The organism is Sulfitobacter sp. LC.270.F.C4, assembly GCF_032922545.1.
GTDB lineage: Bacteria > Pseudomonadota > Alphaproteobacteria > Rhodobacterales > Rhodobacteraceae > Sulfitobacter > Sulfitobacter profundi.
Map to the genome: position 1 here is coordinate 17591 of NZ_CP136687.1, position 20220 is coordinate 37810.

32 protein-coding genes are annotated in these 20220 nt (G+C 57.5%); 1 reads left to right on the top strand and 31 read right to left on the bottom strand.

Features of this window, described 5'->3' with window-relative positions; all coding sequences use genetic code 11:
* Positions 1-35: 35 nt before the first annotated feature.
* The 30 genes from R1T45_RS01700 to R1T45_RS01845 form a co-directional block, all read right to left on the bottom strand.
* Entirely contained in the window at positions 36-314 is a 279-nt protein-coding gene (locus tag R1T45_RS01700; protein ID WP_317389011.1) for a hypothetical protein, read from the bottom strand.
* 86 nt (positions 315-400) lie between these two features.
* Positions 401-913, bottom strand: coding sequence for a hypothetical protein (locus R1T45_RS01705; RefSeq protein WP_317389012.1), 513 nt, complete (start codon positions 911-913; stop codon positions 401-403).
* Between the two features lie 23 nt (positions 914-936).
* Complete coding sequence (locus tag R1T45_RS01710; RefSeq protein ID WP_317389013.1) at positions 937-1461, bottom strand: HNH endonuclease; 525 nt, start codon at positions 1459-1461, stop codon at positions 937-939.
* A gap of 159 nt (positions 1462-1620) precedes the next feature.
* Positions 1621-2097, bottom strand: coding sequence for a hypothetical protein (locus R1T45_RS01715; RefSeq protein WP_317389014.1), 477 nt, complete (start codon positions 2095-2097; stop codon positions 1621-1623).
* 107 nt (positions 2098-2204) lie between these two features.
* Complete coding sequence (locus R1T45_RS01720; RefSeq protein WP_317389015.1) at positions 2205-2372, bottom strand: hypothetical protein; 168 nt, start codon at positions 2370-2372, stop codon at positions 2205-2207.
* 31 nt (positions 2373-2403) lie between these two features.
* Positions 2404-2754 (bottom strand): hypothetical protein, encoded by a 351-nt coding sequence (locus R1T45_RS01725; protein ID WP_317389016.1) that lies wholly within the window; start codon positions 2752-2754, stop codon positions 2404-2406.
* Between the two features lie 68 nt (positions 2755-2822).
* A complete protein-coding gene (locus R1T45_RS01730) occupies positions 2823-3227 on the bottom strand; it encodes a phage tail terminator-like protein (RefSeq protein ID WP_317389017.1) in 405 nt (134 codons plus the stop codon).
* Positions 3224-3631, bottom strand: coding sequence for a hypothetical protein (locus R1T45_RS01735; protein WP_317389018.1), 408 nt, complete (start codon positions 3629-3631; stop codon positions 3224-3226). The genes R1T45_RS01730 and R1T45_RS01735 overlap by 4 nt, the downstream gene beginning before the upstream one ends.
* 2 nt (positions 3632-3633) lie before the next feature.
* Positions 3634-4569 carry a phage minor head protein gene (locus R1T45_RS01740; RefSeq protein WP_317389019.1) on the bottom strand — a complete coding sequence of 312 codons (936 nt, stop codon included), beginning with the start codon at positions 4567-4569 and terminating at the stop codon, positions 3634-3636.
* A gap of 331 nt (positions 4570-4900) precedes the next feature.
* Complete coding sequence (locus R1T45_RS01745; RefSeq protein WP_317389020.1) at positions 4901-5302, bottom strand: hypothetical protein; 402 nt, start codon at positions 5300-5302, stop codon at positions 4901-4903.
* Positions 5299-5652, bottom strand: a complete 354-nt coding sequence (locus R1T45_RS01750; protein WP_317389021.1) for a hypothetical protein — start codon at positions 5650-5652, stop codon at positions 5299-5301. Before R1T45_RS01750 ends, R1T45_RS01745 begins: the two co-directional genes overlap by 4 nt.
* 53 nt (positions 5653-5705) lie before the next feature.
* Positions 5706-5909 (bottom strand): hypothetical protein, encoded by a 204-nt coding sequence (locus R1T45_RS01755; protein ID WP_317388951.1) that lies wholly within the window; start codon positions 5907-5909, stop codon positions 5706-5708.
* Positions 5910-5960: 51 nt separating this feature from the next.
* A complete protein-coding gene (locus R1T45_RS01760) occupies positions 5961-7019 on the bottom strand; it encodes a major capsid protein (protein ID WP_317388952.1) in 1059 nt (352 codons plus the stop codon).
* Positions 7020-7038: 19 nt separating this feature from the next.
* On the bottom strand, positions 7039-7503 hold the full coding sequence (locus R1T45_RS01765) for a hypothetical protein (protein WP_317388953.1): 465 nt from the start codon (positions 7501-7503) through the stop codon (positions 7039-7041).
* Complete coding sequence (locus tag R1T45_RS01770; RefSeq protein ID WP_317388954.1) at positions 7500-8645, bottom strand: hypothetical protein; 1146 nt, start codon at positions 8643-8645, stop codon at positions 7500-7502. The genes R1T45_RS01765 and R1T45_RS01770 overlap by 4 nt, the downstream gene beginning before the upstream one ends.
* A 4-nt stretch (positions 8646-8649) precedes the next feature.
* Positions 8650-9924: an anti-CBASS protein Acb1 family protein gene (locus R1T45_RS01775; protein ID WP_317388955.1), complete on the bottom strand. Its 1275-nt coding sequence runs from the start codon at positions 9922-9924 to the stop codon at positions 8650-8652.
* Complete coding sequence (locus tag R1T45_RS01780) at positions 9924-11330, bottom strand: PBSX family phage terminase large subunit (RefSeq protein ID WP_317388956.1); 1407 nt, start codon at positions 11328-11330, stop codon at positions 9924-9926. The genes R1T45_RS01775 and R1T45_RS01780 overlap by 1 nt, the downstream gene beginning before the upstream one ends.
* On the bottom strand, positions 11317-11817 hold the full coding sequence (locus tag R1T45_RS01785) for a DNA-packaging protein (protein WP_317388957.1): 501 nt from the start codon (positions 11815-11817) through the stop codon (positions 11317-11319). Before R1T45_RS01785 ends, R1T45_RS01780 begins: the two co-directional genes overlap by 14 nt.
* 741 nt (positions 11818-12558) lie before the next feature.
* Entirely contained in the window at positions 12559-13128 is a 570-nt protein-coding gene (locus tag R1T45_RS01790) for a hypothetical protein (RefSeq protein ID WP_317388958.1), read from the bottom strand.
* A gap of 71 nt (positions 13129-13199) precedes the next feature.
* On the bottom strand, positions 13200-13823 hold the full coding sequence (locus R1T45_RS01795; RefSeq protein WP_317388959.1) for a hypothetical protein: 624 nt from the start codon (positions 13821-13823) through the stop codon (positions 13200-13202).
* Positions 13816-14025 carry a hypothetical protein gene (locus R1T45_RS01800; RefSeq protein ID WP_317388960.1) on the bottom strand — a complete coding sequence of 70 codons (210 nt, stop codon included), beginning with the start codon at positions 14023-14025 and terminating at the stop codon, positions 13816-13818. Before R1T45_RS01800 ends, R1T45_RS01795 begins: the two co-directional genes overlap by 8 nt.
* 169 nt (positions 14026-14194) lie before the next feature.
* Entirely contained in the window at positions 14195-14764 is a 570-nt protein-coding gene (locus R1T45_RS01805; RefSeq protein ID WP_317388961.1) for a hypothetical protein, read from the bottom strand.
* Positions 14761-15330, bottom strand: a complete 570-nt coding sequence (locus tag R1T45_RS01810; protein WP_317388962.1) for an HNH endonuclease signature motif containing protein — start codon at positions 15328-15330, stop codon at positions 14761-14763. The genes R1T45_RS01805 and R1T45_RS01810 overlap by 4 nt, the downstream gene beginning before the upstream one ends.
* Positions 15327-16046, bottom strand: coding sequence for a helix-turn-helix domain-containing protein (locus tag R1T45_RS01815; RefSeq protein ID WP_317388963.1), 720 nt, complete (start codon positions 16044-16046; stop codon positions 15327-15329). The genes R1T45_RS01810 and R1T45_RS01815 overlap by 4 nt, the downstream gene beginning before the upstream one ends.
* Before the next feature lie 2 nt (positions 16047-16048).
* Positions 16049-17443 (bottom strand): replicative DNA helicase, encoded by a 1395-nt coding sequence (locus R1T45_RS01820; RefSeq protein ID WP_317388964.1) that lies wholly within the window; start codon positions 17441-17443, stop codon positions 16049-16051.
* A 136-nt stretch (positions 17444-17579) separates the two neighbouring features.
* Entirely contained in the window at positions 17580-17993 is a 414-nt protein-coding gene (locus tag R1T45_RS01825) for a RusA family crossover junction endodeoxyribonuclease (protein WP_317388965.1), read from the bottom strand.
* Positions 17990-18193, bottom strand: a complete 204-nt coding sequence (locus tag R1T45_RS01830; RefSeq protein WP_317388966.1) for a helix-turn-helix domain-containing protein — start codon at positions 18191-18193, stop codon at positions 17990-17992. Before R1T45_RS01830 ends, R1T45_RS01825 begins: the two co-directional genes overlap by 4 nt.
* Positions 18190-18714: a class I SAM-dependent methyltransferase gene (locus tag R1T45_RS01835; RefSeq protein ID WP_317388967.1), complete on the bottom strand. Its 525-nt coding sequence runs from the start codon at positions 18712-18714 to the stop codon at positions 18190-18192. Before R1T45_RS01835 ends, R1T45_RS01830 begins: the two co-directional genes overlap by 4 nt.
* 132 nt (positions 18715-18846) lie before the next feature.
* Entirely contained in the window at positions 18847-19302 is a 456-nt protein-coding gene (locus R1T45_RS01840; protein ID WP_317388968.1) for a helix-turn-helix domain-containing protein, read from the bottom strand.
* Complete coding sequence (locus R1T45_RS01845; RefSeq protein WP_317388969.1) at positions 19299-19550, bottom strand: hypothetical protein; 252 nt, start codon at positions 19548-19550, stop codon at positions 19299-19301. The genes R1T45_RS01840 and R1T45_RS01845 overlap by 4 nt, the downstream gene beginning before the upstream one ends.
* Before the next feature lie 160 nt (positions 19551-19710).
* Between R1T45_RS01845 and R1T45_RS20990 the strand changes: the two genes are divergently transcribed.
* Positions 19711-19899 carry a helix-turn-helix domain-containing protein gene (locus R1T45_RS20990; protein ID WP_411041122.1) on the top strand — a complete coding sequence of 63 codons (189 nt, stop codon included), beginning with the start codon at positions 19711-19713 and terminating at the stop codon, positions 19897-19899.
* Here the strand turns inward: R1T45_RS20990 and R1T45_RS01850 are convergent.
* Positions 19824-20198 carry a hypothetical protein gene (locus R1T45_RS01850; RefSeq protein ID WP_317388970.1) on the bottom strand — a complete coding sequence of 125 codons (375 nt, stop codon included), beginning with the start codon at positions 20196-20198 and terminating at the stop codon, positions 19824-19826. The genes R1T45_RS20990 and R1T45_RS01850 overlap by 76 nt on opposite strands.
* Between the last annotated feature and the right edge of the window lie 22 nt (positions 20199-20220).

The following is a 20220-nucleotide window of genomic DNA, read 5'->3' on the forward strand; positions in this document are numbered from 1 at the left end:
TTTCTGTGTAGTCGTATCAGTCATATGCTGTCCTTTCATTCCCGATCCACCGGAGCGATTGAAAACGGGCTAGTGCCTTCGCTTAGGCCCGCTGCGTATGCTTGACTCATGCGGCGTAGAAGGTTGGCTTCCCAGCCCTCCACATCCTCAACCGTGAGCGACAGATAGGCGTGGATATCAACCCAATCTAGCGCTTCACGCCCGCCCATGGGGGCTGATTTAACCGGCCCCGCTTCCATCAGCATTTGCAGCAGGTATGCGCCCTCGTCTATCTCGACAAACGGGGGCGCAACCTTGGCTGCTTGGTACTGCATGGCCCTGCTTTCAGGCTTGCGGGTGCCTGCCTTGTCTCCGTGGTCAATGGTTGCGTTGAGCCATCCCGCTTGATGGGCGGCGAGGATTAGCCGCTCTTGGCGTTTCCCAAGCGGTTCGCTTGCTTGCCCGCGAACTCACCGATTTGCTTAGCGAACGGTAGGTTCTTCATCTCGAAAACTGGCGTTCCGTCTTTGTCGGTGATCGTGTTGCCTTCGGCATCCTCTTTGACGCCCATTTCGGGGAACGTCAGGTCAAGAAACCATTCGGCATCATCAGCAGTGGCTGGCTTGTCGCCCTTGCTGACGTTCTCAAACCCCACAATAAACGGCGCTGCGCCTTCGCAGAGTTGAATGTGGACGTCTTCGAGAACCCGCGCCTCTTCGTCTTCGTCTTTGCCGCTTTTAGCCTTCTTTGCCATCATCGCGGCCTTTTGCTTGGCCCGCATCTTGGCTTGCATGGACTTTGATGCAGTGCCACGAACGATCACTCGACAGGGCTTATCCCCGTCCATCATCGGCTCTTTAGTCCAAGGGTCTAAAATTTGCATAGGCGAACCGGCTTCGGCAATCGCTCTGCTGTCATACTTCGTGAAGTCCATAGGTCCATTTCCTTCTTTGGGTTCTAGGGTTTGTAGGCGAATTCGCCATGATATTTTGATGCTGCGGCGCATTGAGCCGCGTGGGCTTCCAGCGGGCTGGAGAAGAGACCGACATGCCGACGCTTCCCATCGCAAGTGATATACGCGCGCCATTTCTGGTGCCGCCTATCCCAAGCGACTCCTTTAAAGCCTGACGAATTGTCAGCCCTAACTTTTGCATTGTGTTGGTTCTGGGCGCAGGAGGCTTCGCGCAAATTCTCTATGCGGTTGTCTGCCCCGTCGCCGTTGATATGGTCGATCACGTCTGCGGGCCAAGCCCCCGTAACCATGCACCAAATAACGCGGTGCGCATAATAGTTCTTACCGAAGATATTGCCCGCACAGTGGCCGTAGGAATTGACGTGCCTAAGCGCCTCCGTACCAGCATATCGGGTATTCCAGCCCTGTGGCCCCTCTGGGCGCTCCTGCCAAAACAGCTTCCCTGTCTCTGGCTCATAGCGCAAGAGGTTGCGCAATACTTCTGCGGTGAGTAAATCTTCTTTATTCATGACGCTACTCCTAATAGCGGATTGATAGGGCCAGCCGGTGTTGGAAGCACCGCGTCTGGCCTGCTTTTTATACCATAACCCATTGCCATAGAAAAGGGAATCGGTTGGTTGGCACGGCAAGCTGAACCAAACCTGCCGTGCCGGTTCTGCGCAGAACGCTTAGACCGGCTCGGTGCCGGTGACTGTGGGGGCGTTCTGACGGAAGCCGACAGAGAAACCCTCATAGTTGCTATTATCGCCTTGGTTGGGCTGGTAGCTGTGCACGATGCCTTGGGCGTACTGGACCGGATCGCCGGACGCTGGCGCGTTATCGACACCAGACCCCTTAACGACCTTGATAGACATAATGCCGCCTTGACCGTCTGCGGTTTCCCGCACGTCCTCTTGGCCCGGATCGGCGTCCACGTCGCGGAACGTCGCGGTGGTATCCACACCCTGCGCCGCGCCCTTCACAGCGGAGGTAAAGCCGCTTTTCAGGTCTGGCACGTCGATCATAGAATGCGTCACGCCAAGCTGTGGCAGGGTGATGTGGCCTTTGGCCTCAACCCATGTCAGTGCTTCAAAGCCTGCTGCGTCGTTCGTTGCGGGAGCGGCCTGCGCGACCCACAGCGTTTTGCCGATGTGATTTTCTGTCATTTGCTCGTATCCTTCCAAGCAGTAAGACCCCGCTCGCGGGGCTGTTTCGTGTTGAGTTTTGGGGAACTCGCTTCAGCCGTTGAGGCTACCCCGCGAGCGGAGGGGGGTTAATCGGCCTTCCCGGCCTTACTGACGCGCTTCCAGCCCTTAGCTGTCCACTTATCAATGTCCTTTTTCCAGACGTTAGCCCGGCCTGCCATCTTGGGATGCTCTAGTTCAATCCGCTTTGGCTCAGGCGCTTCCATCTTTTCTTCCGCTGTCCGCTTATCCTTCATATCGTGCTCCCGTAACTGATCTAGGGTGGGGTTACTCTTCCAGCAGAACGGCGACTAACCCGGTCCCACCCGAGATGGCGATTGTTCCGGCCAAGTATTTCTTAATATCAACGGGACGAACGGCGATTACACCCCCCACTGAAATTGCGCCCGGAGACCAGCCAGTCGAAAGGTCAACATCTCCTATACCCCCCAACGTCACTGTGCCTGCGTCTGATCCTGTCAAGGTCGGCGTGAGCGCCCCCGCTGTAGCATTGCGCAAAATCAGGGTTTGACGTCGGCTGCGGTCGAAAACAAAGGTATCCGATGTTCCTGTTAGCGTGGTTTCAATTACGGAGGTTTCCTCGATGCCGTCCAGCCGTGTTGCTGCGATGGTTACCATTTCTTCACGTCCTTCAAGTTATGTGGTTTGTGGCCACGAAAATACCCAGCACAAAATGCAAGGAGGTCTTAACTCGCCCAATAGTCAATCTGAACAGGAACCCGCCAATCACTGCCGTCGCGCAAGGCAGGCAGGATGTTCGGCGCTTCCATGATCGTCACCTTGCCGCCATTTTCTGACAGCTTGGTGCCTTTAACGAAGTGGGCGGCGATAGCGTCTGCCGTTTCCTCCGAAGAGGTGGCGAACTGGTCGAGGTCAGAGACAATCGTGATTTGCATATAACCGCGTGCGATTGTGCCAGCCGCACCGCCCGCTAGATCAGGGTTACGGCGAGACACGCGGACCATCTGCACCGACAGGTACGGGCGCGCAGTGCCTTCCGGTACGTTCTGGTTCTCCCAATAGATCGGCGGCGCATCTACCATGCCCATAAGGCACTGGCCTAGCGCCTTGGAGATATCGGCTTCATTCATTTCCGCACCTCGGCTGCGCGCTGTGAGACAAACTCAGGGAACCTGCGAGCGTTCGCGCCCACGAATTGACGCCCCTGCATTTTGCTGGTCCCGACTTCAACGGCGTAAGCGTATGGCGCGGTCCATGCGAACTCCATCTCGTCGCCCACCTCATAGCCTGCAATCGCGACCGTGTAGCTATCCGCGCCCTTCACACCCTCGCTTGTAAGGCTGTTAATCAGTTCCGAGGTATCAACGGGTATCTTGCCTTCAACAAAGCCTGTAGCGCCCTGCCCAATGCCTCTCTGGGGCGTCTGAGCGGATTCCATAACGTCTTGGATGGATTCCGCCGCGACATAGCGCATATTTTTGAGCGTCATTTGCTCGAAGTCGGCCAATTGGGCAGTGAAAGATTTGCCAGCCATGCTCAGTCCCTCGGTAGCTTGACGCGGTAAACACATGTGCAGCGGCATGAGATAGAATGCTCAGGCCCGCCTGCCGGATCGTGGGGGAAACGCATACGCGCCCCATCGTCCATGACAAATACCTCGTCAAAGTCGATTGTCTCCCCATCCATCCGCAGATGATCTTCGCGCGGCTCTTTGCTGAACCCGTGCTGCCATTTTTTGGTCACGGCTTCGACTTTGCCATCGTCTAAAAGCTGTTGGTACGCTTCTTCGCGGCCTGCCGCCTGAGCGGTGAACGCCTCATTCCGCGCCACAACCTTCGCCCGGTTGCCGCTGGCCTTGGACTTGTATGCGTCTCCGATGCGGTCAACGTCAGCCGCTGGCAGTGCCTTGCCGCTCTTGATTGCCTTGCGAACCATTGCATCGAAGCGCCGGTCGCTTTCCTTGTAGCGCGGTATCTTCATATCCGCGTCTTTGAAGTAGTCGCTGATCTGCTCAGGATCGCTCAACATGGAGCGCAACCGGATCATGCGGTCGGTCTGAGGTTCCGTCAGGCCGATAATGCCGCCCTGCCGTGTCCGCCCCACCTTGCGCCCCACCAGATCGCGGGCAACGCTGTTCAGGCTGCGGTTACGGCTGAGGCCGTCCACAATGATCTTGCGGGCACCAGACACGGCATCATCGCTGACATAAGTCACCAGTGCTGCAGCTTGCCGCTCAGCCAGTGCGATCGCGCGAGGATGGCGACCGTCGAATCCGAATGCGCCGGAAAGGCCTTTCGGTAGATCGTCCGCCACGGCCATCCCGCCGCCGATGAAGGCGTTGCGGATCGCTTCCTCAAGGGGGAAGGCCACACCGCGCTCCAGGCGGAACAATGCTGCCGCACGCTCAACCTCGTTGGCCTCCAGTAAACGGATCAGGGCATCACGGTCGACTGCGTTTGTGGCCTTCCGCATCGCCTCTAGAAAAGCTTTGCGCACGGCCGCTGACTGGCGTTGAAGCAATGCCTCAATGCGCCTCTGTTGAGCAGTCTTGCGAGCCATGGAGCGCCCCATACAAAAAACCGCTCAAAAGCGGCAAAGGATCGAATTGTGAGAGAATACGGGTTAGCCTCGAGCGGCCAAGGCACCGAGATAGAAGGCCCACAGGATCGCACCCGCGAATTGCTCGTACTCCTGCCGAGTGTATGTGTAAGCCAGCATCGCATCAGTCGGGTTGCTCTGGCACTCAGCCCACCAACGGGGCAGGATCGCACTGAGAGCGGCTATTTCGAGCGCTGTGGGCGGGTTAATCGGCAAGCGTGACCTTGTGCATCAGTGCCACGCCCGCAGGCGCGACGGTTTCGGCGTCCGCAATCTCGTGAAAGCGCGTGTCGCTCGTCACGTCTGCTATGCGGAGGTTAACCGCGACGTAATCGCTTTTCAACGGCGTCACCCCAGTAGCATCCACCAGCAGCACCGTCCGCGTCTCACCAATCAACGTGCCGGACGCATCGCGGATGTGCTTTTGCGTCTGAACCGCTGTCACCTCGTGATAGGTCGGCCCGCTACCGCCACCGCCCCAAGGATCAGTCGGCCCGTCTGCCGCAGGTCGCCGCAGGGTGCAGATCATCGGCTCGTTGCCGGTCGCCTCGCCCGCCTCTTCCAGCCCTGCCAGCACTTCAGCGGCGATGTCGGTGCCAGCGCTCACCCGATCACCCCAAGATAAAGCCCGCTATTGGATGTGCCACCAAACAGCGCATCAATCGCAGGCGACACCGGCAATTGTGCGTTGTAGCCCTTTTCCATCGCGGCATTTTCCGAGACGGTCCATCGGATAGCGTCAACGCCGGTCAGTGTCTTTTGCTGCGCGGGCGTGAATGTCTTAGACCAAAACCCCGGTGTCGTCAGTTCGTACCCCGCCGCGATGTGCGTTGCCTCGATCACGTTATCGGCAGTACCAGACAGCCCCAGAGGCAGCACGTAGCGCGTTCGGATGTAGTCGCTGGCACGTTGCCGCGCAGCGGACGCATCGCCATCGCTGGCGTTCGTTGGGGACACATTGCCCCTTGCCAAAGCATACGCCCGCCACGCTTCATTCGTGCTGTAGATGGTCACTTGTTAGAGGCCTTCTTGGATTTAGTATCTGACGCCTGCGGTGTAGCAACTGTCATCTTCTTTGGCTCTTCCTGTTCGGACGTGCCGAAGCGCTGCCAGTGGCCCGGCGCGGGCGCAGACAACATCAACTCAGAACCCGGCATGATTGTCACCTTGTCAACTTGCAAGCCAAGCCCTGTCACCTTGAATTTGTGCTGCATCTCATGTCCTCCAATTGAAGGCTGGCCCAATCACTCAGGCCAGCCGATTACTCACGCGATATTGCGCGCGTACATGACACCCGACTTGCCGGTGAAGTCCGTGCGGATTTCCAGACCGACATTTGCCCACGTCATGTAGTTGTAGGCATCCATTGGGTTGGCGCGGAACAGCGGGACAGTCGAAACGGCCATGCCGATCAGCGGGCGGATGAACTGAGCGTTCAGCACAAGCCCGACGACTTCGTTACCAGACAGCGAGCGATCAACCTTGATATCGGCCACGCCTGCCAGTTCCTTCAGGACTGTCATAATGGTCTTGCCGGTGTCGCCTGCGGTAGTGCCGTAGAACCGCTGGAAGTTGGTTTCGATATCAGCCGAGATGTAGAACGTGATGTCCTGACCGACGTTGTTGTCCACACGCAACGTTTTGACAAGCTGGACCCAGCCCGCGCGGATATCATCTGGCGTGGCGGCCCCTGACGTGAAGTCGATGTTCAGGCCGGACGCATCCAAATCAACTGCAACGGTTTTGGTCGAGGTTTTGATGCCTGTCGCAGCGGTGCCGTTGTAGCTGATCACGTTGCCGTTTTCGTCCAGTGCGCCGCTGTAGATATGCGTGGCGATGCTGTCCAAAACGGTGCGGTTGGAGTTGGCCTGATCGTCAACAAGGCCGTCAAACGCTTCTGTGCGCTGGCCCTGCATTTCCATCCAGTCACGCCCAAAGCCATCCTGATGGACAACCTTGATTGTGCTGTCGTAGTCGTAACCGGCCTTGTCGATATCAACCGTGGTGCGGCCCGTCAGGCTGCGCTTGGCTGTACCGCTATCGGACACGCGACGATGGATGCTTTCGATCTTCCCGACTGCCAGAGACCGTGCCAGAGGCATCAAATCGCTGAGTAGCGTCAAGTTATTCGCGCGCATAAGTTCAACCTGTTGACGGTCAAACTCTTGCGCCACGTCGCGCGGCAGAACGGCAGCGTCATTGCCCATCATCTGCGCGTTGTGGCGGTTCACGGTCGAGCGGATGTTGCCCACCATAGAAGCCTGAGCGGCATGGTTGCGATGTGCACCCCACTCAGGATGTTGTTCATTATCGAAGTAGAACATGTGTCCTATCCTTTCGGGGTTATACCAGCTTATTCACGCCAGTTGGGTTATAGCGCGCACGGATGCGGGCAGTGACGCCTGCGCCAGTTGTGACCGCCTCTTCTGCGGTAAACAGAGGCTCGACATCACCAAGGCCAGTGTCGGCTTTGACTGTCCCGCCGCCGTTTGACACCAAAGATGCGCCCTTCGCGATTGTCTGCGAAGCCGCCAAGATGATGTTGTAGGAATAGCCGACCTGCGGGATGAAGGCGGGATGCGACTGCCCAGCCGTAAGAGCAGCCGTGACGGCCTTCTGACCCACAGTATCCATGTCGATCACGTGGACGTTGCCACCCACATCCGCCGCCGCAGCGGCCCACTCTCCAGCGTCGAGTGTGACAAGGTTGCCGCCGACCAATGTCTCACCCGCTTTGATTTTGGCCTCATTCATCAGCGGCTTTACCGCCTCGACAGGGCCGGCGAATACTACGTTTGCAGTGGTCATTGCTTTGCCCCCCAGCCGAGAGGCGACATATCGTCTTCCGCCTCAGAGTTCATCATGAAGCCGGACGCCAGCGGTGCCGCCTTCTTGTTCTGCGCCGTGTGCATGGTCAGCAGAGCATTGAGCGCCGTAGCGTCCATTTTCTCGGCCACATCCTTGCCCAGACCCTCGATCTTAGCTTCGACCACCTTATTGACCAATGCGGCGTGATCGGCCTCGGCTTTCGCCTTGGCGTTGGCTGTCATTTCGGCCTGCGCGTCGATCAGGGGCTTCATTGCCTCTGTCAGCGCGTTGGTCAGGTCTTCCTTGGTCACTGCGCTTTCCGTCAGGGCATTCACCCGCTTGGAAAGATCGTCAAACTGAGTTTTATCAGTCATGTCTGCATCCTTTCGATTGTTAGTTGCAGGTTCCTGCACCTCGGAGCCTAATGCTTCGAGAATTGCGGCTTTGATGCGCGTCAAAAGCGGGCGGTTTTCCTCCCGTTCCTCCTTGCGCTCTATCGCCCGAGCGATGCTATCCACCGCCCATTCGATCTCTTGATCCAGCTGATCATCCAAGCTGGAGTTAATGACTTTGACCTCTTCGGATTTGCCCGCCGAATTGACGAAGATCCCCACGCCTTGCTCAGGCGCGATGGCAGGCGTCTCATTCAGCAGAATAGCCACGTGGTCCCATTCGATGCCGCGCGCGATGCCCTCGTAAGGCTTGTCGGTCGCGGCCTCCAAATTGCACAGGAGGCCAGTTGAGGTGGCGATAGGCTGCTCGTTGGCAATTGCCTCAAGAACCTTGCGCCCGTTTTCGCTCTCCTTGGCGCGGGCCTCGTCGATCACGACATCCAGCGCGATACGGTCACCATCCCAGCGGGCGTTCTCATTCCATGCGAATATGCTAGTGCGCGCCATCGCCTCCGGGTCTTTCGCCGGGACGAATTGCCCGTTCAGGACAGGGTGCCCGTAAGGCGCTGGCGTCCGGTTAAGGCCCGCATAAGAGGTTTCAAGTTCATCCTTTGGGTAGAGGATGTTGTTCAGAACCGTGTCGGCCTTGGCGGCGTAGCTGGGCAGGATGATCGTTTCCCGGCCTTCCCGCTGCACACGCTTGATCTTGCCCGACACATTGTGCCGGACGTGGATTGCTGTCTGTGTCATGTGATTATTCCTCTAGGCCCATGTCATCGAATGCATCAGGCACTTCGCCATCGTATCCGGCTTCGATCCTGATTTCCTCGCCGGTAAACACGGGCTGGCTTTCGGTTGCGGTCTGCTTGGTGTTGATGTCGGCCATCTTATCGGCCCGATCCAGCTTGGCCTGCGGGGTGTCGTCGGTCAGGTCGTCCCATTCGATCACCCATCCGGCGGAGATCATGCCAAAACGCTCCATCTGTTGCAGCAATGCTCGGATAGATGGGATCGTCCATCGGTTGCGGCGAGACATAATGGCGTTATTCCACGCCTGTGCGTCCTGTGTGCTTGCGCGCTCACCGGTTTGCATTCCGACAAGCTCCTTAACCGGCATTGAACGGCCCGCCGCGTAAGAGGCGAGAGGGATGTCGAAGAACTCTTTCGGCTGCGGCAAGCTGATTGAGAAAGGCGCGACGTTCATGCCTTGGCTGATGTAGGATGTGTCGAATCCTGAGTTCAGCTTTTTAGCCTTCTCGTCTAGGATTTCCTGAAACGACTTGCTTGGATCAGACGCCTCTATCGCCTGCTTGAAAGCCTGAAAGTCGGTTGCCTTGTCGATCTGGATATTCAGACGGGCAGCGGCTGTTTTCCAGAACCCCTCACCACCGGCACCGCTAATCTTCTCCATATCCAGCAGGTTGTTGTAGCCGGACAGTAAAGCCGAAACGCAGTTGACTGTATCCCCGGTCGAAGACCATACAAACACCCGGTCAGGATGAACCACTACGCTGCGATTGGCCCCCTCACGTGTGATCGCCGATTCATTGAAGGTGAATGTCTTTGGCTTGCCGTATGTATCCGGGTCGGTTTCATCAAGGTGCCACTCAGACACCTTTAACTGCTCAGACCATGCAGGAATTATCTCGACCAGATCATCCAGCGACACAGAACCATCGATAGGCTCGGCAAAGCTCTTTCCATCTGCAATGCGGATCACAAGACCAGAATACCCGCCGACCTGCGCATATTCATCCAGATCAGCTAGCTTGTCCCAAAAGCCCAACCGGTCGAAAGCGTCGGAAAGTTCGGTGTCTTCTATATCATTGCGCAGAATCACCGGCAGGTTTTGGAATGTCTTTTCGGTCGTCTTTTTAACCGAAGCTTTTGCCAGATCGTTCCGCTCATACATCTTATGCAGTTGCCAGAACGTGACATTTTCAGGCCAGCCGAAGTCGGTGTAGTGGTCGTGTTTGGAACTAAGCCCCACCACACGGGACAGGAACTCTTTGATGCTGAATGCGGTCATTAAAGAAATACCTGTGCAGTTGGTATGGATGCTTGAGCGGGCCAGAACGCCATATTGATCGCATCCGCCAAGTTGGGCGACCGTGCGCCATCGGGCTGTTTATCCACCATGGTTTTCCCCGTCCCGCTGGTCTTGTGCTGCGGCTGCGTCAACTCCTCTTCGATCTGTCCGAGGTTCGGAAGGTCGCGAGGTAAGCTGATCAGCATTTCAGCATCGTATGGCTTGCCGTGTCTGGCCTTGTGCGCGTTTTCGAACCGCTTGCGCAGTGAGAACCATGCCTGAGCCTTCATATTTTGGTACTGATCTTTGTTCAGTGGCGATTGCGGGTTATCCGGCTCGATCCGCTTGTCCGGGTCCATCACCGCAGCGCCGCCTGCCCATGGGTGCATCTTCATGCCGTCGGGCTGGTCACCACGACGCCCCATAGACGCCCATTCGCCCGTGACGCCCTCACCTACCCCGATGCTGTCATAATAGACCTCAGAGACGCCCGCATTCTTTGCCGCGACCGCTGCCTTGTTCGTCGTGAGCGATGTATCCAGCCCGTTCCACGCTTCCACGCTCAGAAGGCCGATGCCCTTCCTGATCGCAAGCGCGTTTTCGTCGCCACCATCTTCGCCACCAGCAACGTCGAGCGCCGCATACTTCCGCCCGGTCACCTCAATGCCGAGATCATCAGCAAGCCCAATTGCTGACTGCACCCACGATGCCGGGATAACCACCTTGGAGCCGACGTTCTCATATTCGCCCAGCCAAATGTGGTCAAAACCATCGGGGTTGAGCAGCTTGTCGCTTTCCGCCACCCGCCGCAATGTCTCCGGCAGGAATGGGTTATCCGTGTAGTTCGCCTTAACCACGATTGCATCATCGCGCGGCCCGGATCGGCTGCGGAGTAACTTTTCCACCGGATCGCCGCGGCGCCGGGGGTTCCAACTGAAAACAACCCGCGACCCTTCGGCCCGGATCGTCGGCAGCAACAAGTCCATGCTGCGCTGCGAAAGAGACTGGGCCTCCTCGACCCATGCGATATTGAAGCCCTCAAGCGATTTCACGCTATCGGCTGTGTGATCCTGCATCCCTTGAAAGATGCAAATGCCTGACCCGCCAACGCGCCGGATTTCCGTCTTCAGCACCTCGAATAGATGCGAGACGCCAAACTCACGAATCTTCGCCTCGATCAGCTTTTTAGCTGACAGGGCTAGGCTCTTCTGGATTTCCCGAATGCAAACCACGCTGCAATCTGGGTCTGCGATCATCTCCTCAACCACATATCCCGCAAGCTCATGTGACTTGCCGCTACCCCGCCCGCCATAGACGCCGATGTATCGAACGATCAGCCCTGCCGCTGTCTCCGTTGCGTATATCGGGACCGCCCAGCGTGGCGTCGGGATATCAAGCGCCTGCATCGTCCTTGGGGTCGATCACGGTGCGGGTGATCGTCTGCGGCGTCATGGTGCCGTCGCTCGATTGATGGTCCTGCTTATCCGCCAAGCCCAACTCACGCGATACAATGTTGCCATTCAACAGATCAGCAGCGGCGCCCTCGAACTTCTGCGCGAAGATAATCGCCTCTACTCGCGATATGATGTCCGATAAATCGGGGCGCGATGTCCGCCACTCATCCCAAGTCGATCGGGACACATCGATGAACAGGCACATTGCGCCAACGGTCATGGCCCGCATCTTTGCGACCGGCTCGTGGGTTGCCTGACCTTGGAACGTGACCAGCTTATCCTCGAACAGTGGATTCTCAGTGACCCACTCGAAATACTGAGCGCAGGCATCCCACAAATCATCAGGGTTGCCGAACTTAGGCTTAACCCCGTGTGTACTGCGGGCCTCCCAGAACCGATTGCCCGGCAAGAAGCGCCCGGCTTCATCCCGGTCGGTCATATCGTGTCGCCTCAGTTGTTGGAGGTTGTGGGCTTCCCGCCCTGCGTATCGCCGCCGCGTTGCGCCTATGTGCGCTGAGATTTGCTGGGAAAGGCGGGATTTGCACCCACGCAGACTGACGATGCTTTGTCGCCAGCTTTGCAACCTTTATTCCTGATAAGCTGTCAGGCGGTCGCTATATCGACGGCACAAGCCGCCCGCTCTACTGCTGAGCTACTTCCCCATAGATGGTGGCAGGAGGCGGAATTGAACCGCCGAAGTCCGGCTTATGAGGCCGGATGGGATACCAATTCACCCTGCGTAAAAGATGACCCGCGCATGTCCGAGGCCGTAGCCAAGTGCAGAGGCGCGTGTCGTATGTTGGGGTATCCGGCTCATGGCTTGGGATAGCGGCCTTGCGTTCGCCCCGTTGCTGCCTTTGCCCAAGCGGTTCATAGCAGCGAGTGTGTTGAGACGCGCCCCGGTAAGCTTATGCTACTGACGTTTGCCGGGTTATCATGCTGCCACATGGGGTAATGCCAGACGCGCTCTGGAGACGCCACTAACTTGCAAGTTTCAGTCGAGCTTCCCGACCTAGTGACGCCACCAGAAAGCGGCTTAGAAAACGCGGGGCGATGATTAAAGACCTTCGCTCTTACTATCGGGACGGTCAGGCGAGTCCGCGTCGGAATCACAAAAGGCAACTACGTTAAACGCAATCGCCTTTCGATTATCTTCTTGTAAGGACGAAATTGCCCCTAGTCAACCCCTCGCCTTCATTAATGCCATCAAGCCCTCACGCACTAAATGCGGTGGTGCTGCCTCATCCAAGACACAAGCCCGCTTGATTGCCCATCGTACGCCCGCGCTGCAATGCGTTAGCACCCGCTGATCGGCAAAGTGCTCATCTTTCGCCGCCTGTGCAGCCCGCAGCCTTTCCGGGCGCGATCCGCCTCGCACCTCGCCATATGCTGGCCCTTGTGGCGTGGGCCGTGGCATCCCGTTTAGCGCCGCATAGGTCATGTATCGCTGGCAGTAGTCATCGCCCGCCGCCTGCATCTCTGCGGTGATGTGTCTATCGTCCGCCATGCAGCCCAGCACGGAGCCGCGTTTTCCGAGCCGCACAGCCTCATCCTTGCCTACGGGGCGCATTGCCATGTCAATCGGCATAGGGCCTCTGAGCGCCCGCCTCCGCGCCTGTAGCACTACCTGCTGGGGGCTTTCCTCGAACGGAACGGCCTTAGCCCTGCTGATGCGGCCATTTTCAGTACGCGCCACGCCCTGCTTGCGCTTGCGCCCAACTTTCTTCGCTTTTGCGTCACCCTTGCCCATGTGTCTGTCCCATGATAAGAAAAATGCAGTCCTTGAAGCCCCTGCCCGGTTTGCCGGGTGGGGGTTTTTCTTTACCCACCTGCCTTCTTGAGAACGCGCGGCCCTACCGCCTTCTTGATCCGGTCTAGGTCCACCCGAAGCGTTGAAACCTCCGCCAGCTTCTTCTCAGCCTTGTCGGCCAAACCGGACGCGGACTGCGCAACGGCTTTCACATCGCGCTCCATCTCGGCCAGCTTGACGATCAGCGCCTCAATGTCGTCGTTGCCGCCATCAGGTCCGAAGAATTCCTCGCGGATGTTGGCAACCCACCCCGGCATCACCTTGAGCGTGCTGGCCACGGTGTCGTCAGTGTCGCCCCCGGTGTAGCGCTCCGCGTCAACGTCATAAACCGCTTCTAGCATGTCCATGATTTCGCGTTTTTCGGCCCGTGTGGGTTCGCGCGGCGCTTCCGCCTTTTTCTCTACCGCCTTCATCGGCACCACCTTTCGCTTTGCTTCGCATGTGGGGCAACGCAGCTTGCCCTTGATGTCAGACCACCCGTGCGCGGTGATCTTCTTTTTGACCTGCCCTTCATTCGGGAACCATTCCCCGCCCGGCTGTCGGGTGTAGTCGCATGTGATTGGCTCGGACTTGCCGCAATCGTCGCAACTTACCTTTGCCCGCTGGACGCCCTTGCCCCTGATTGGCTCAATCATTTCCAAACCACCTTTCTGCCTGCCCCTTGGGGTCTTCCAGTTCGGCCACCCGCGCTTGGAGCCAAACAACCATTCCTTGAAGCGGGGCATTGCGGCCCCGTTCCTTTGCCAGCTTCCGCGTCAACGCTGCCTTCTCGACCCATAGCCGCTTGATCGTCTTTGCCTGCTGCGCGTTGTGGGCTTTCAGTTCGTCGGGGGTCATTTGCGCTTTCCCTTCGGCCTTAGATCAAACCCGACGCGGTTGCGGGTGACGTACTGCACCGGCTCGCCATCCGGCCCCAGCACTGACGAAACCTGCCCCTGATCCATGTGAACCGTGGGGTTAGGCGTCCAGCCCTCCTCATGGCAGTCGCAGTCATCGCCGCGCCGCCTCATAGCGCTTCGGCCTTTGCCGCCGCTATCCGGTCCTTGCAGGAGACGTGGGGTTCGCGGGGGATAGACCAGACGAACGTATCGCCCCGCTTGCGCTTCGTTGCTTTCCCCGTCCGCGTAATCGTACCCCGCAGTACGTTGTTCACCTGATTGAACGTGAGGCCGGGGTGCTTTTCCTGAACCGCTTCGATGATTTCGCTGGCCGTCATTTCGCCATGGATTTCGGCCAAGATTGCCTGCGTAATCCCCCCGCGCTCTAGGCTGACGACTACGCGGCCATCCTCCTTGCCTTTCAGCAGATGCCGATCCACCTTGCCCGCGTTGTAGCAGTTGCTGAGAAAGTCAGCGTCCATCCCGGCGAGGTCGCACACCGTGCGGAAGTCCTGCCCGCAACGGCTGATCCACTTGTGGGTTTCCTCCTGCTCGCGCTTCTCTGCTTTCTGCGGCCCGTCATAGGTGGCGTCGAGAAAGGCGCGGTGAATGACGGCCTGCATTAGTTCTCGGCAACCTTGCGCGTCGGTGTTGGCGTGTACCTGTTCGTCAGATGCGATTAGTCCGAGGTGGCTCATTGGATGCGCTCCCCTGCTGGTGGGTTGGGTGTTGGCCGCACGGGGCCGTTGTTTTCGCCGTAGTGCGAATATTCGTCAAAGCGATCCGAGGCGTCTTTAGCGGCCGCATAAGCTTCTACGGCCTCTTCCTTCGTGTCGAAGTAACCAAGATGTTTTCTTTTGCCGAACCGCCGTATCGAGGAGGCCCACTTGCCAGTTCTCTTGAAGAACTGTGCGCAATCCTCACCCCTGTTGTGCTGGTTCATGCCCTTAGGGATGCATCGCAGGTTCTCTAGCCGGTTATCTGAGGGGTCGCGATTAATGTGATCAACCACGTACCCAATAGGAATTTTGCCAAAGTACATCTGCCAAATAACCCGGTGAACCCGCTCGCGATGCCCGTCAAAAAAGACCTCGGAATACCCGTCAGCACGCTTGCTGCCCGCTACCTGTCCGACGCGTCGGTTCTTCCCCATTGTCGCCCACAACAGCTCACCGTTCCGGTAAACAAAGTGATCCCAGTAATTGGGGAGTTCTCCCGGCTCAAACTTGGGTTGGCCGTATTCGTCAAAACCTCGGTTGCTCATTTCTTCGCTCCAATTTTCTGATAGCGGGCCAAGCGCGCCGCCTTTTCTGGGTCATGCTGAGAATTGCTTTGGGGGGCTTCGTCGGCCCATTGCTCGCCATTGAGCCATGTGGCCGGGTGCGCGGTGTACTTTTCATCCTGCCCCACCCGCGTTGCCGCATAGCGCCTCATCCCGTCGATGATTTCGGGGGCTTTCGCCTTCTTCAAAGCGGCCTTGAAAGCGATACGGGCTTTGCCCTTCGCAACCTTCCTTGGAACCACTTCCCAGAACGTGTCAAAATCACTGAGAAAGGGTTCTTTTAGGTTCTTTACAGGTTCTTCCTTATATAGGGGGTCCCGCTGCTGGGACTTAACCTCATCAGGATTGGGACTTAACCCTTCGTCAAATGGGACTTTACCCCCGTCCCGACCGTGGGACTTTACCCCCGTCCCAATTTGGGACTTTACCCCCATGTGAAGGTCATATTGGCTGGACGATCTGCCCCCATTTTCGGAGCCTCTTTTCACCCGTGTCAGGTGGCCTTTTTCTTCCAGTGTGGCGAGGTGGCGCATGACGGTTGAGCGCCCCATTTCGCAATCCTCGACCAGCAAGGAGATACGTGGGTCACAACGCCCGGTGTCTTTATTGTGCCGCTCTGCAAGCTGGATAAGGACGATCTTTTCAGCAGGGGCTAACCCCTTAACATTCGCCGCCCATACAAGTGCTGCCCCGCTCATTCTTACTGCTCCCAGACCAAGTTTAGGGCCGGGTTGAACATCACGTGAGCCGTGGCAATCTCGCCTTGTCGCTGCTTGGCAACAATGATTTCCAGCTTGTTATGCGCGGCGCGACAAGCGTCATGCCATGCGGCCCGAACTTCCATGTCGTCATGGGGCGGTTCTTCGCGCTGGAGGTAATATTCATCCCGGTAGCAGAACATCACGCCATCAGCGTCTTGTTCTAGCTGACCGCTCTCGCGCAGATCGCTCATCATGGGTCGCTTATCTTCGCGCTGCTCTAGGGCGCGGGAAAGCTGCGACAGAGCCACAACAGGCACGTTGAGGTCCATAGCCATACCCTTGAGGGCCAAGCTGATCTCTGTGACCTGCTCGTAGCGCGTCTTGGCCTTGCTGCGGAGTAGCTGCGCATAGTCCACCAGCACCAACGGCGTCTTGCCATTCTTTGCGTGGCGCAGGGCTTGCTTCACCCCAACCTGCAATAGGTCGGTGTCCTGATACTGGCGCGGTAGGAACGTGATCGGCAGGTTAGCGACAGCCCGCGCAGCTTCGCGGATACCCTCGCCCTGCTGGTCGCTGTATTCGCCCCGGCGCATATCTGAATAGCTGGTCGGGTTGCGAAGCCGTGCGGTTTCCTCAGACAGCGCGCGCATAGCCATTGCCGAAGGCGTCATTTCAAGGCTGGCGATAATGACCGGATGCCCTGCCCGCGCAGCGTTGAGCCCCATCGACAAGGCTACACCCGTTTTGCCCATAGAAGGACGCCCGCCAAGCAGCCACATTTCGCCGCCACCGAAGCCTGACACGATCTGGTCAAGTGAACGGATGCCGCTCGGCACTGAATTGATAAACTCGCCCATGTAGGCCGCGTGAGACTGCTCAACAGCCTCAGTGACAGCCTTGAGCATAGACACGGGCTTAACCGCGCTTTCAGACTGCGCCAGCGCCCCGAAAGCGGCCTCCATCTGCGCCGCTACATCAGACGCCAACAGTTCGCCGTTAGACAAACCCTCGCGGCCCTTCTCGATGATTGCGATTAGGTCACGCTTAGCCTTTGCCTCCGCAATGACCTTGGCATAATCCGCAGCCCACTTGGCAGAGACAGACGCCCCGGCAAGCCGTGCCAGATAAGCCTTGCCGCCCAACTCTGACAGGCGGTCGCTCAGGTCGTCGGAGATAGCCGCACCGACCGTAACAGGCGTGATAGGCTTGCTGTTCTTTTCCAGCCGCAAACACGCTTGGAAGATTTCGGCATGTACCGGGTCATAGAAGATATCCGCGCCACCAACTGCGGTGACTGCCTCAGTGCCGAAGCCCAGCAGGATAGCGCCAAGCAATTGCTGCTCGGCCTCTACGCTGTGTGGCAGTTCGGGCTTGATGCTTACAATCTGGTTCATTTGCCACCTACCTTTTCAGCTAGCTTGCGGGCCAGTTCACCAATCGACTTCCAGTTGTCATTTTCATTGTCCATGAGAACACCTTAGCAAAACGTAAGTCGTTGGAAAAAATGTATCTTTTTGTTGATAACTCGGCTCACTGCGCACCCCCGAGGGGGAACGTGGTCAGGGGCGTGACCTCAACAATGGTCTGCGCTTCACTGCCCCACATCTTACGGCTTTCGGTCATACAGACTTGGCTATCGTCGTTGAATGCGATACGATCAAGCCCGTCGAGAATGGCTTTTTCGATGTTGTCCAAGTCGGGCTTCTGGGTATGCGGCCCCCACAATGCGGCCTCGCGGCGCTTCTTGCTCCACGACTTCGCAGGCTCAAAGATGGCGGTGATTTTCAGACGCACCGGACCATCCAAGAGCGGGCATTTCTCAGCCATTGCGTACTCGCCCACAACGCGCTCAAACGAGACTGTTTGCGCGGGCGTGTATGTCCGGCCCTTGGCGAACCGTGGGCGTTGCTTGGCGAAAGGCTTGCCGGGGATAACGAACCTCATGCCTGCGCCTCCATCGAATAGCTTGCGACCCGCGCCCCGGTGTCGGTTTCGACGCGGGCGGTGTGGATCTTGTGGCCAGCCTGTTTCAGTTCGTGAATGCGAGCGCCGAGGCGAAAGCACGAGAACTCCCGCAGCGCGTCCATCGGCGTGATGTGACGGCCTGCCTTGAGGGCGGAGAGGATTTGGTCGGTCTGGGTCATGCGGCAGTTCTCCCGTAAAACTCGGTCGCGCCCTGCCCTCTCTGATCGAACAGATACCAAGCGCAGTTGTCTTTCCCGGTCATTTTGCTGTCAGGAATCCACTTCACGCGCCCTACGCTCACGACTTTGCGAAGCCATGGCATGTAGGGGGCGGATTGCTTGGTGTGCATCCAATCGGCATCGAACAGCAGCCACGTGGGCCGCATTGCTGAGAAATGCTCAATCATCGGGTGCAGGATTTTGCGATCCCATGGCGGGTTTGTGATGATATATTCTTCCATCACCCCAGAGGTGTCTTGCAGGGCGTCCCGCGCCTCAATATCCGCATGTCTCGGCTCAATGTCGGACGCGAAAAGGCACATTGCCCGCGCCGCAAGGGACCGGATTAAGGCACCATCGCCTGCGCACGGCTCCCAATATGTACAGTCCTGCGGCAGGTGTGGAAGAAGCGGTGCTACAGCCTCTGGCGGGGTCGGATAATAATCACGCGGGATGCGGTCGAAGTTGCTACGCTTACCCATGGTCCATCCCCCAAAGACCCCCGGTGACGGCAGGAAACGCCACCGGGGTAGTTGTCCCGCCGCCATGACAACGGCAGGCACAGGGAGGAACTGACGCAGTAACGTACCGCTGCGCCTCGGATGCTGGGGAGGTCATTGGTCGTCACCGAGGAACAGCCAATCAAGCGAAACGCCCATAACCTTGTGGAGTGTCAAAGCCCCATCCAAGGAAAGACGCTGCGCCCCGCACTCCCATAGGGAATACCGCGAGCGCTTAACGCCGATCAGGCTGGCAAACTCAGATTGCGTCAGCCCTTCCGCTGCCCGCAACTCGACAAGGCGCATACCAATAGCCCCGTAGGATAATGGGTCTTTGATTGCCGACATGCGGTTATGCGCCGGACGCTCTTGAAGAATGGCCCTTGTCTCAGCGGCCCGCGCCTCAACGCGGCTGTTGAACCATTGCGTCTCAGAGCGGGCGACCAGCTTATGCCAATCTGCGCCTTTGGCGTGGTCTTTGTCGCGGGTAGATAGGTCGTCGGTGATGCCAATGTACAGGCAAACACCCGCCTCATCGTAGTGGCGGTATAGAGCGGTACGTGTGGTCATTGCGCAACGCCCTCTTGCGGTTTGGGGGTTGCGTTCACATTTTGTGAAGCATGAGGGAGTTTATGACCGAACAATTCAGGGGGGCATTCGACGCCCTCACGATCCGCAAGCATCTCGCAAACGGTAAACCATGAGGCAGGGAATTTTCCGCGCACAACCGCGTTACTCACAGCAGTCAGCCCTACGTCGAGGGCGTCCGCCATTTTCTTGCGGCCAATTGCGTCTGCAAACTGGGGGGCATTGATCATGACCACCTTATATCCACAAATGGTGGACGCAATCAACCCCACAATTGGTGAATTGCCAAATTCCCCTTTCGGCCTCAGTTACCACTCTATGGTTAATGATTTGCCGGAATATGCTGAGATAGGGGAACGCCTACGGGCGATCCGCGTAGGATTCTCTGAAATGTCTCAAAAGGCATGGGCGCAGAAAAATGGTTTCAGCGTCACCCAGTATAACAACTGGGAGAAAGGCACCCGGCGCATACCAATAGATGCAGCCGAGCGCTTAAGCGATACCTACGGGCTAACGCTCGATGCAATATATCGAGGCAGGCTCGACGGGTTGTCGGAGAAGGCGCGGAACGTTTTCTGATCCGCCCTACCTATGTGCTTAACAACATCATCCAGCGTTAAGCCTGTCAGATCGGCAATCTCAATCATTCTATCCAAACGCTGATCAACTATACTTGCCATACGGCACCCCCTTTGGAACATTTTAGGAACATAGCCACTGCCCGCAATTTGCGGAAGTGCTTTTTGCTGTCTTTGCTCTAATCGGCTGGCAGCAAACCCCGATTTCCCGACTTTTCCGGCGGAAAAATCCACAATAAAAACAACTGCTAGGCGGTAATTTTCCACTAAATGTGAATTCTTGCTTGCACTGTCCACCATTTGTGGATACCTTCTTTCCTAC

What these genes read in the sequence shown, in the direction of transcription:
- R1T45_RS01700 (WP_317389011.1), bottom strand. Translation starts at nt 314, where the DNA reads ATGCAGTACCAAGCAGCCAAGGTTGCGCCCCCGTTTGTCGAGATAGAC.
- R1T45_RS01705 (WP_317389012.1), bottom strand. Translation starts at nt 913, where the DNA reads ATGGACTTCACGAAGTATGACAGCAGAGCGATTGCCGAAGCCGGTTCG.
- R1T45_RS01710 (WP_317389013.1), bottom strand. Translation starts at nt 1,461, where the DNA reads ATGAATAAAGAAGATTTACTCACCGCAGAAGTATTGCGCAACCTCTTG.
- R1T45_RS01715 (WP_317389014.1), bottom strand. Translation starts at nt 2,097, where the DNA reads ATGACAGAAAATCACATCGGCAAAACGCTGTGGGTCGCGCAGGCCGCT.
- R1T45_RS01720 (WP_317389015.1), bottom strand. Translation starts at nt 2,372, where the DNA reads ATGAAGGATAAGCGGACAGCGGAAGAAAAGATGGAAGCGCCTGAGCCA.
- R1T45_RS01725 (WP_317389016.1), bottom strand. Translation starts at nt 2,754, where the DNA reads ATGGTAACCATCGCAGCAACACGGCTGGACGGCATCGAGGAAACCTCC.
- R1T45_RS01730 (WP_317389017.1), bottom strand. Translation starts at nt 3,227, where the DNA reads ATGAATGAAGCCGATATCTCCAAGGCGCTAGGCCAGTGCCTTATGGGC.
- R1T45_RS01735 (WP_317389018.1), bottom strand. Translation starts at nt 3,631, where the DNA reads ATGGCTGGCAAATCTTTCACTGCCCAATTGGCCGACTTCGAGCAAATG.
- R1T45_RS01740 (WP_317389019.1), bottom strand. Translation starts at nt 4,569, where the DNA reads ATGCGGAAGGCCACAAACGCAGTCGACCGTGATGCCCTGATCCGTTTA.
- R1T45_RS01755 (WP_317388951.1), bottom strand. Translation starts at nt 5,909, where the DNA reads ATGCAGCACAAATTCAAGGTGACAGGGCTTGGCTTGCAAGTTGACAAG.
- R1T45_RS01760 (WP_317388952.1), bottom strand. Translation starts at nt 7,019, where the DNA reads ATGTTCTACTTCGATAATGAACAACATCCTGAGTGGGGTGCACATCGC.
- R1T45_RS01765 (WP_317388953.1), bottom strand. Translation starts at nt 7,503, where the DNA reads ATGACCACTGCAAACGTAGTATTCGCCGGCCCTGTCGAGGCGGTAAAG.
- R1T45_RS01770 (WP_317388954.1), bottom strand. Translation starts at nt 8,645, where the DNA reads ATGACACAGACAGCAATCCACGTCCGGCACAATGTGTCGGGCAAGATC.
- R1T45_RS01775 (WP_317388955.1), bottom strand. Translation starts at nt 9,924, where the DNA reads ATGACCGCATTCAGCATCAAAGAGTTCCTGTCCCGTGTGGTGGGGCTT.
- R1T45_RS01780 (WP_317388956.1), bottom strand. Translation starts at nt 11,330, where the DNA reads ATGCAGGCGCTTGATATCCCGACGCCACGCTGGGCGGTCCCGATATAC.
- R1T45_RS01785 (WP_317388957.1), bottom strand. Translation starts at nt 11,817, where the DNA reads ATGACCGACCGGGATGAAGCCGGGCGCTTCTTGCCGGGCAATCGGTTC.
- R1T45_RS01790 (WP_317388958.1), bottom strand. Translation starts at nt 13,128, where the DNA reads ATGGGCAAGGGTGACGCAAAAGCGAAGAAAGTTGGGCGCAAGCGCAAG.
- R1T45_RS01795 (WP_317388959.1), bottom strand. Translation starts at nt 13,823, where the DNA reads ATGATTGAGCCAATCAGGGGCAAGGGCGTCCAGCGGGCAAAGGTAAGT.
- R1T45_RS01800 (WP_317388960.1), bottom strand. Translation starts at nt 14,025, where the DNA reads ATGACCCCCGACGAACTGAAAGCCCACAACGCGCAGCAGGCAAAGACG.
- R1T45_RS01805 (WP_317388961.1), bottom strand. Translation starts at nt 14,764, where the DNA reads ATGAGCCACCTCGGACTAATCGCATCTGACGAACAGGTACACGCCAAC.
- R1T45_RS01810 (WP_317388962.1), bottom strand. Translation starts at nt 15,330, where the DNA reads ATGAGCAACCGAGGTTTTGACGAATACGGCCAACCCAAGTTTGAGCCG.
- R1T45_RS01815 (WP_317388963.1), bottom strand. Translation starts at nt 16,046, where the DNA reads ATGAGCGGGGCAGCACTTGTATGGGCGGCGAATGTTAAGGGGTTAGCC.
- R1T45_RS01820 (WP_317388964.1), bottom strand. Translation starts at nt 17,443, where the DNA reads ATGAACCAGATTGTAAGCATCAAGCCCGAACTGCCACACAGCGTAGAG.
- R1T45_RS01825 (WP_317388965.1), bottom strand. Translation starts at nt 17,993, where the DNA reads ATGAGGTTCGTTATCCCCGGCAAGCCTTTCGCCAAGCAACGCCCACGG.
- R1T45_RS01830 (WP_317388966.1), bottom strand. Translation starts at nt 18,193, where the DNA reads ATGACCCAGACCGACCAAATCCTCTCCGCCCTCAAGGCAGGCCGTCAC.
- R1T45_RS01835 (WP_317388967.1), bottom strand. Translation starts at nt 18,714, where the DNA reads ATGGGTAAGCGTAGCAACTTCGACCGCATCCCGCGTGATTATTATCCG.
- R1T45_RS01840 (WP_317388968.1), bottom strand. Translation starts at nt 19,302, where the DNA reads ATGACCACACGTACCGCTCTATACCGCCACTACGATGAGGCGGGTGTT.
- R1T45_RS01845 (WP_317388969.1), bottom strand. Translation starts at nt 19,550, where the DNA reads ATGATCAATGCCCCCCAGTTTGCAGACGCAATTGGCCGCAAGAAAATG.
- R1T45_RS20990 (WP_411041122.1), top strand. Translation starts at nt 19,711, where the DNA reads ATGTCTCAAAAGGCATGGGCGCAGAAAAATGGTTTCAGCGTCACCCAG.
- R1T45_RS01850 (WP_317388970.1), bottom strand. Translation starts at nt 20,198, where the DNA reads ATGGTGGACAGTGCAAGCAAGAATTCACATTTAGTGGAAAATTACCGC.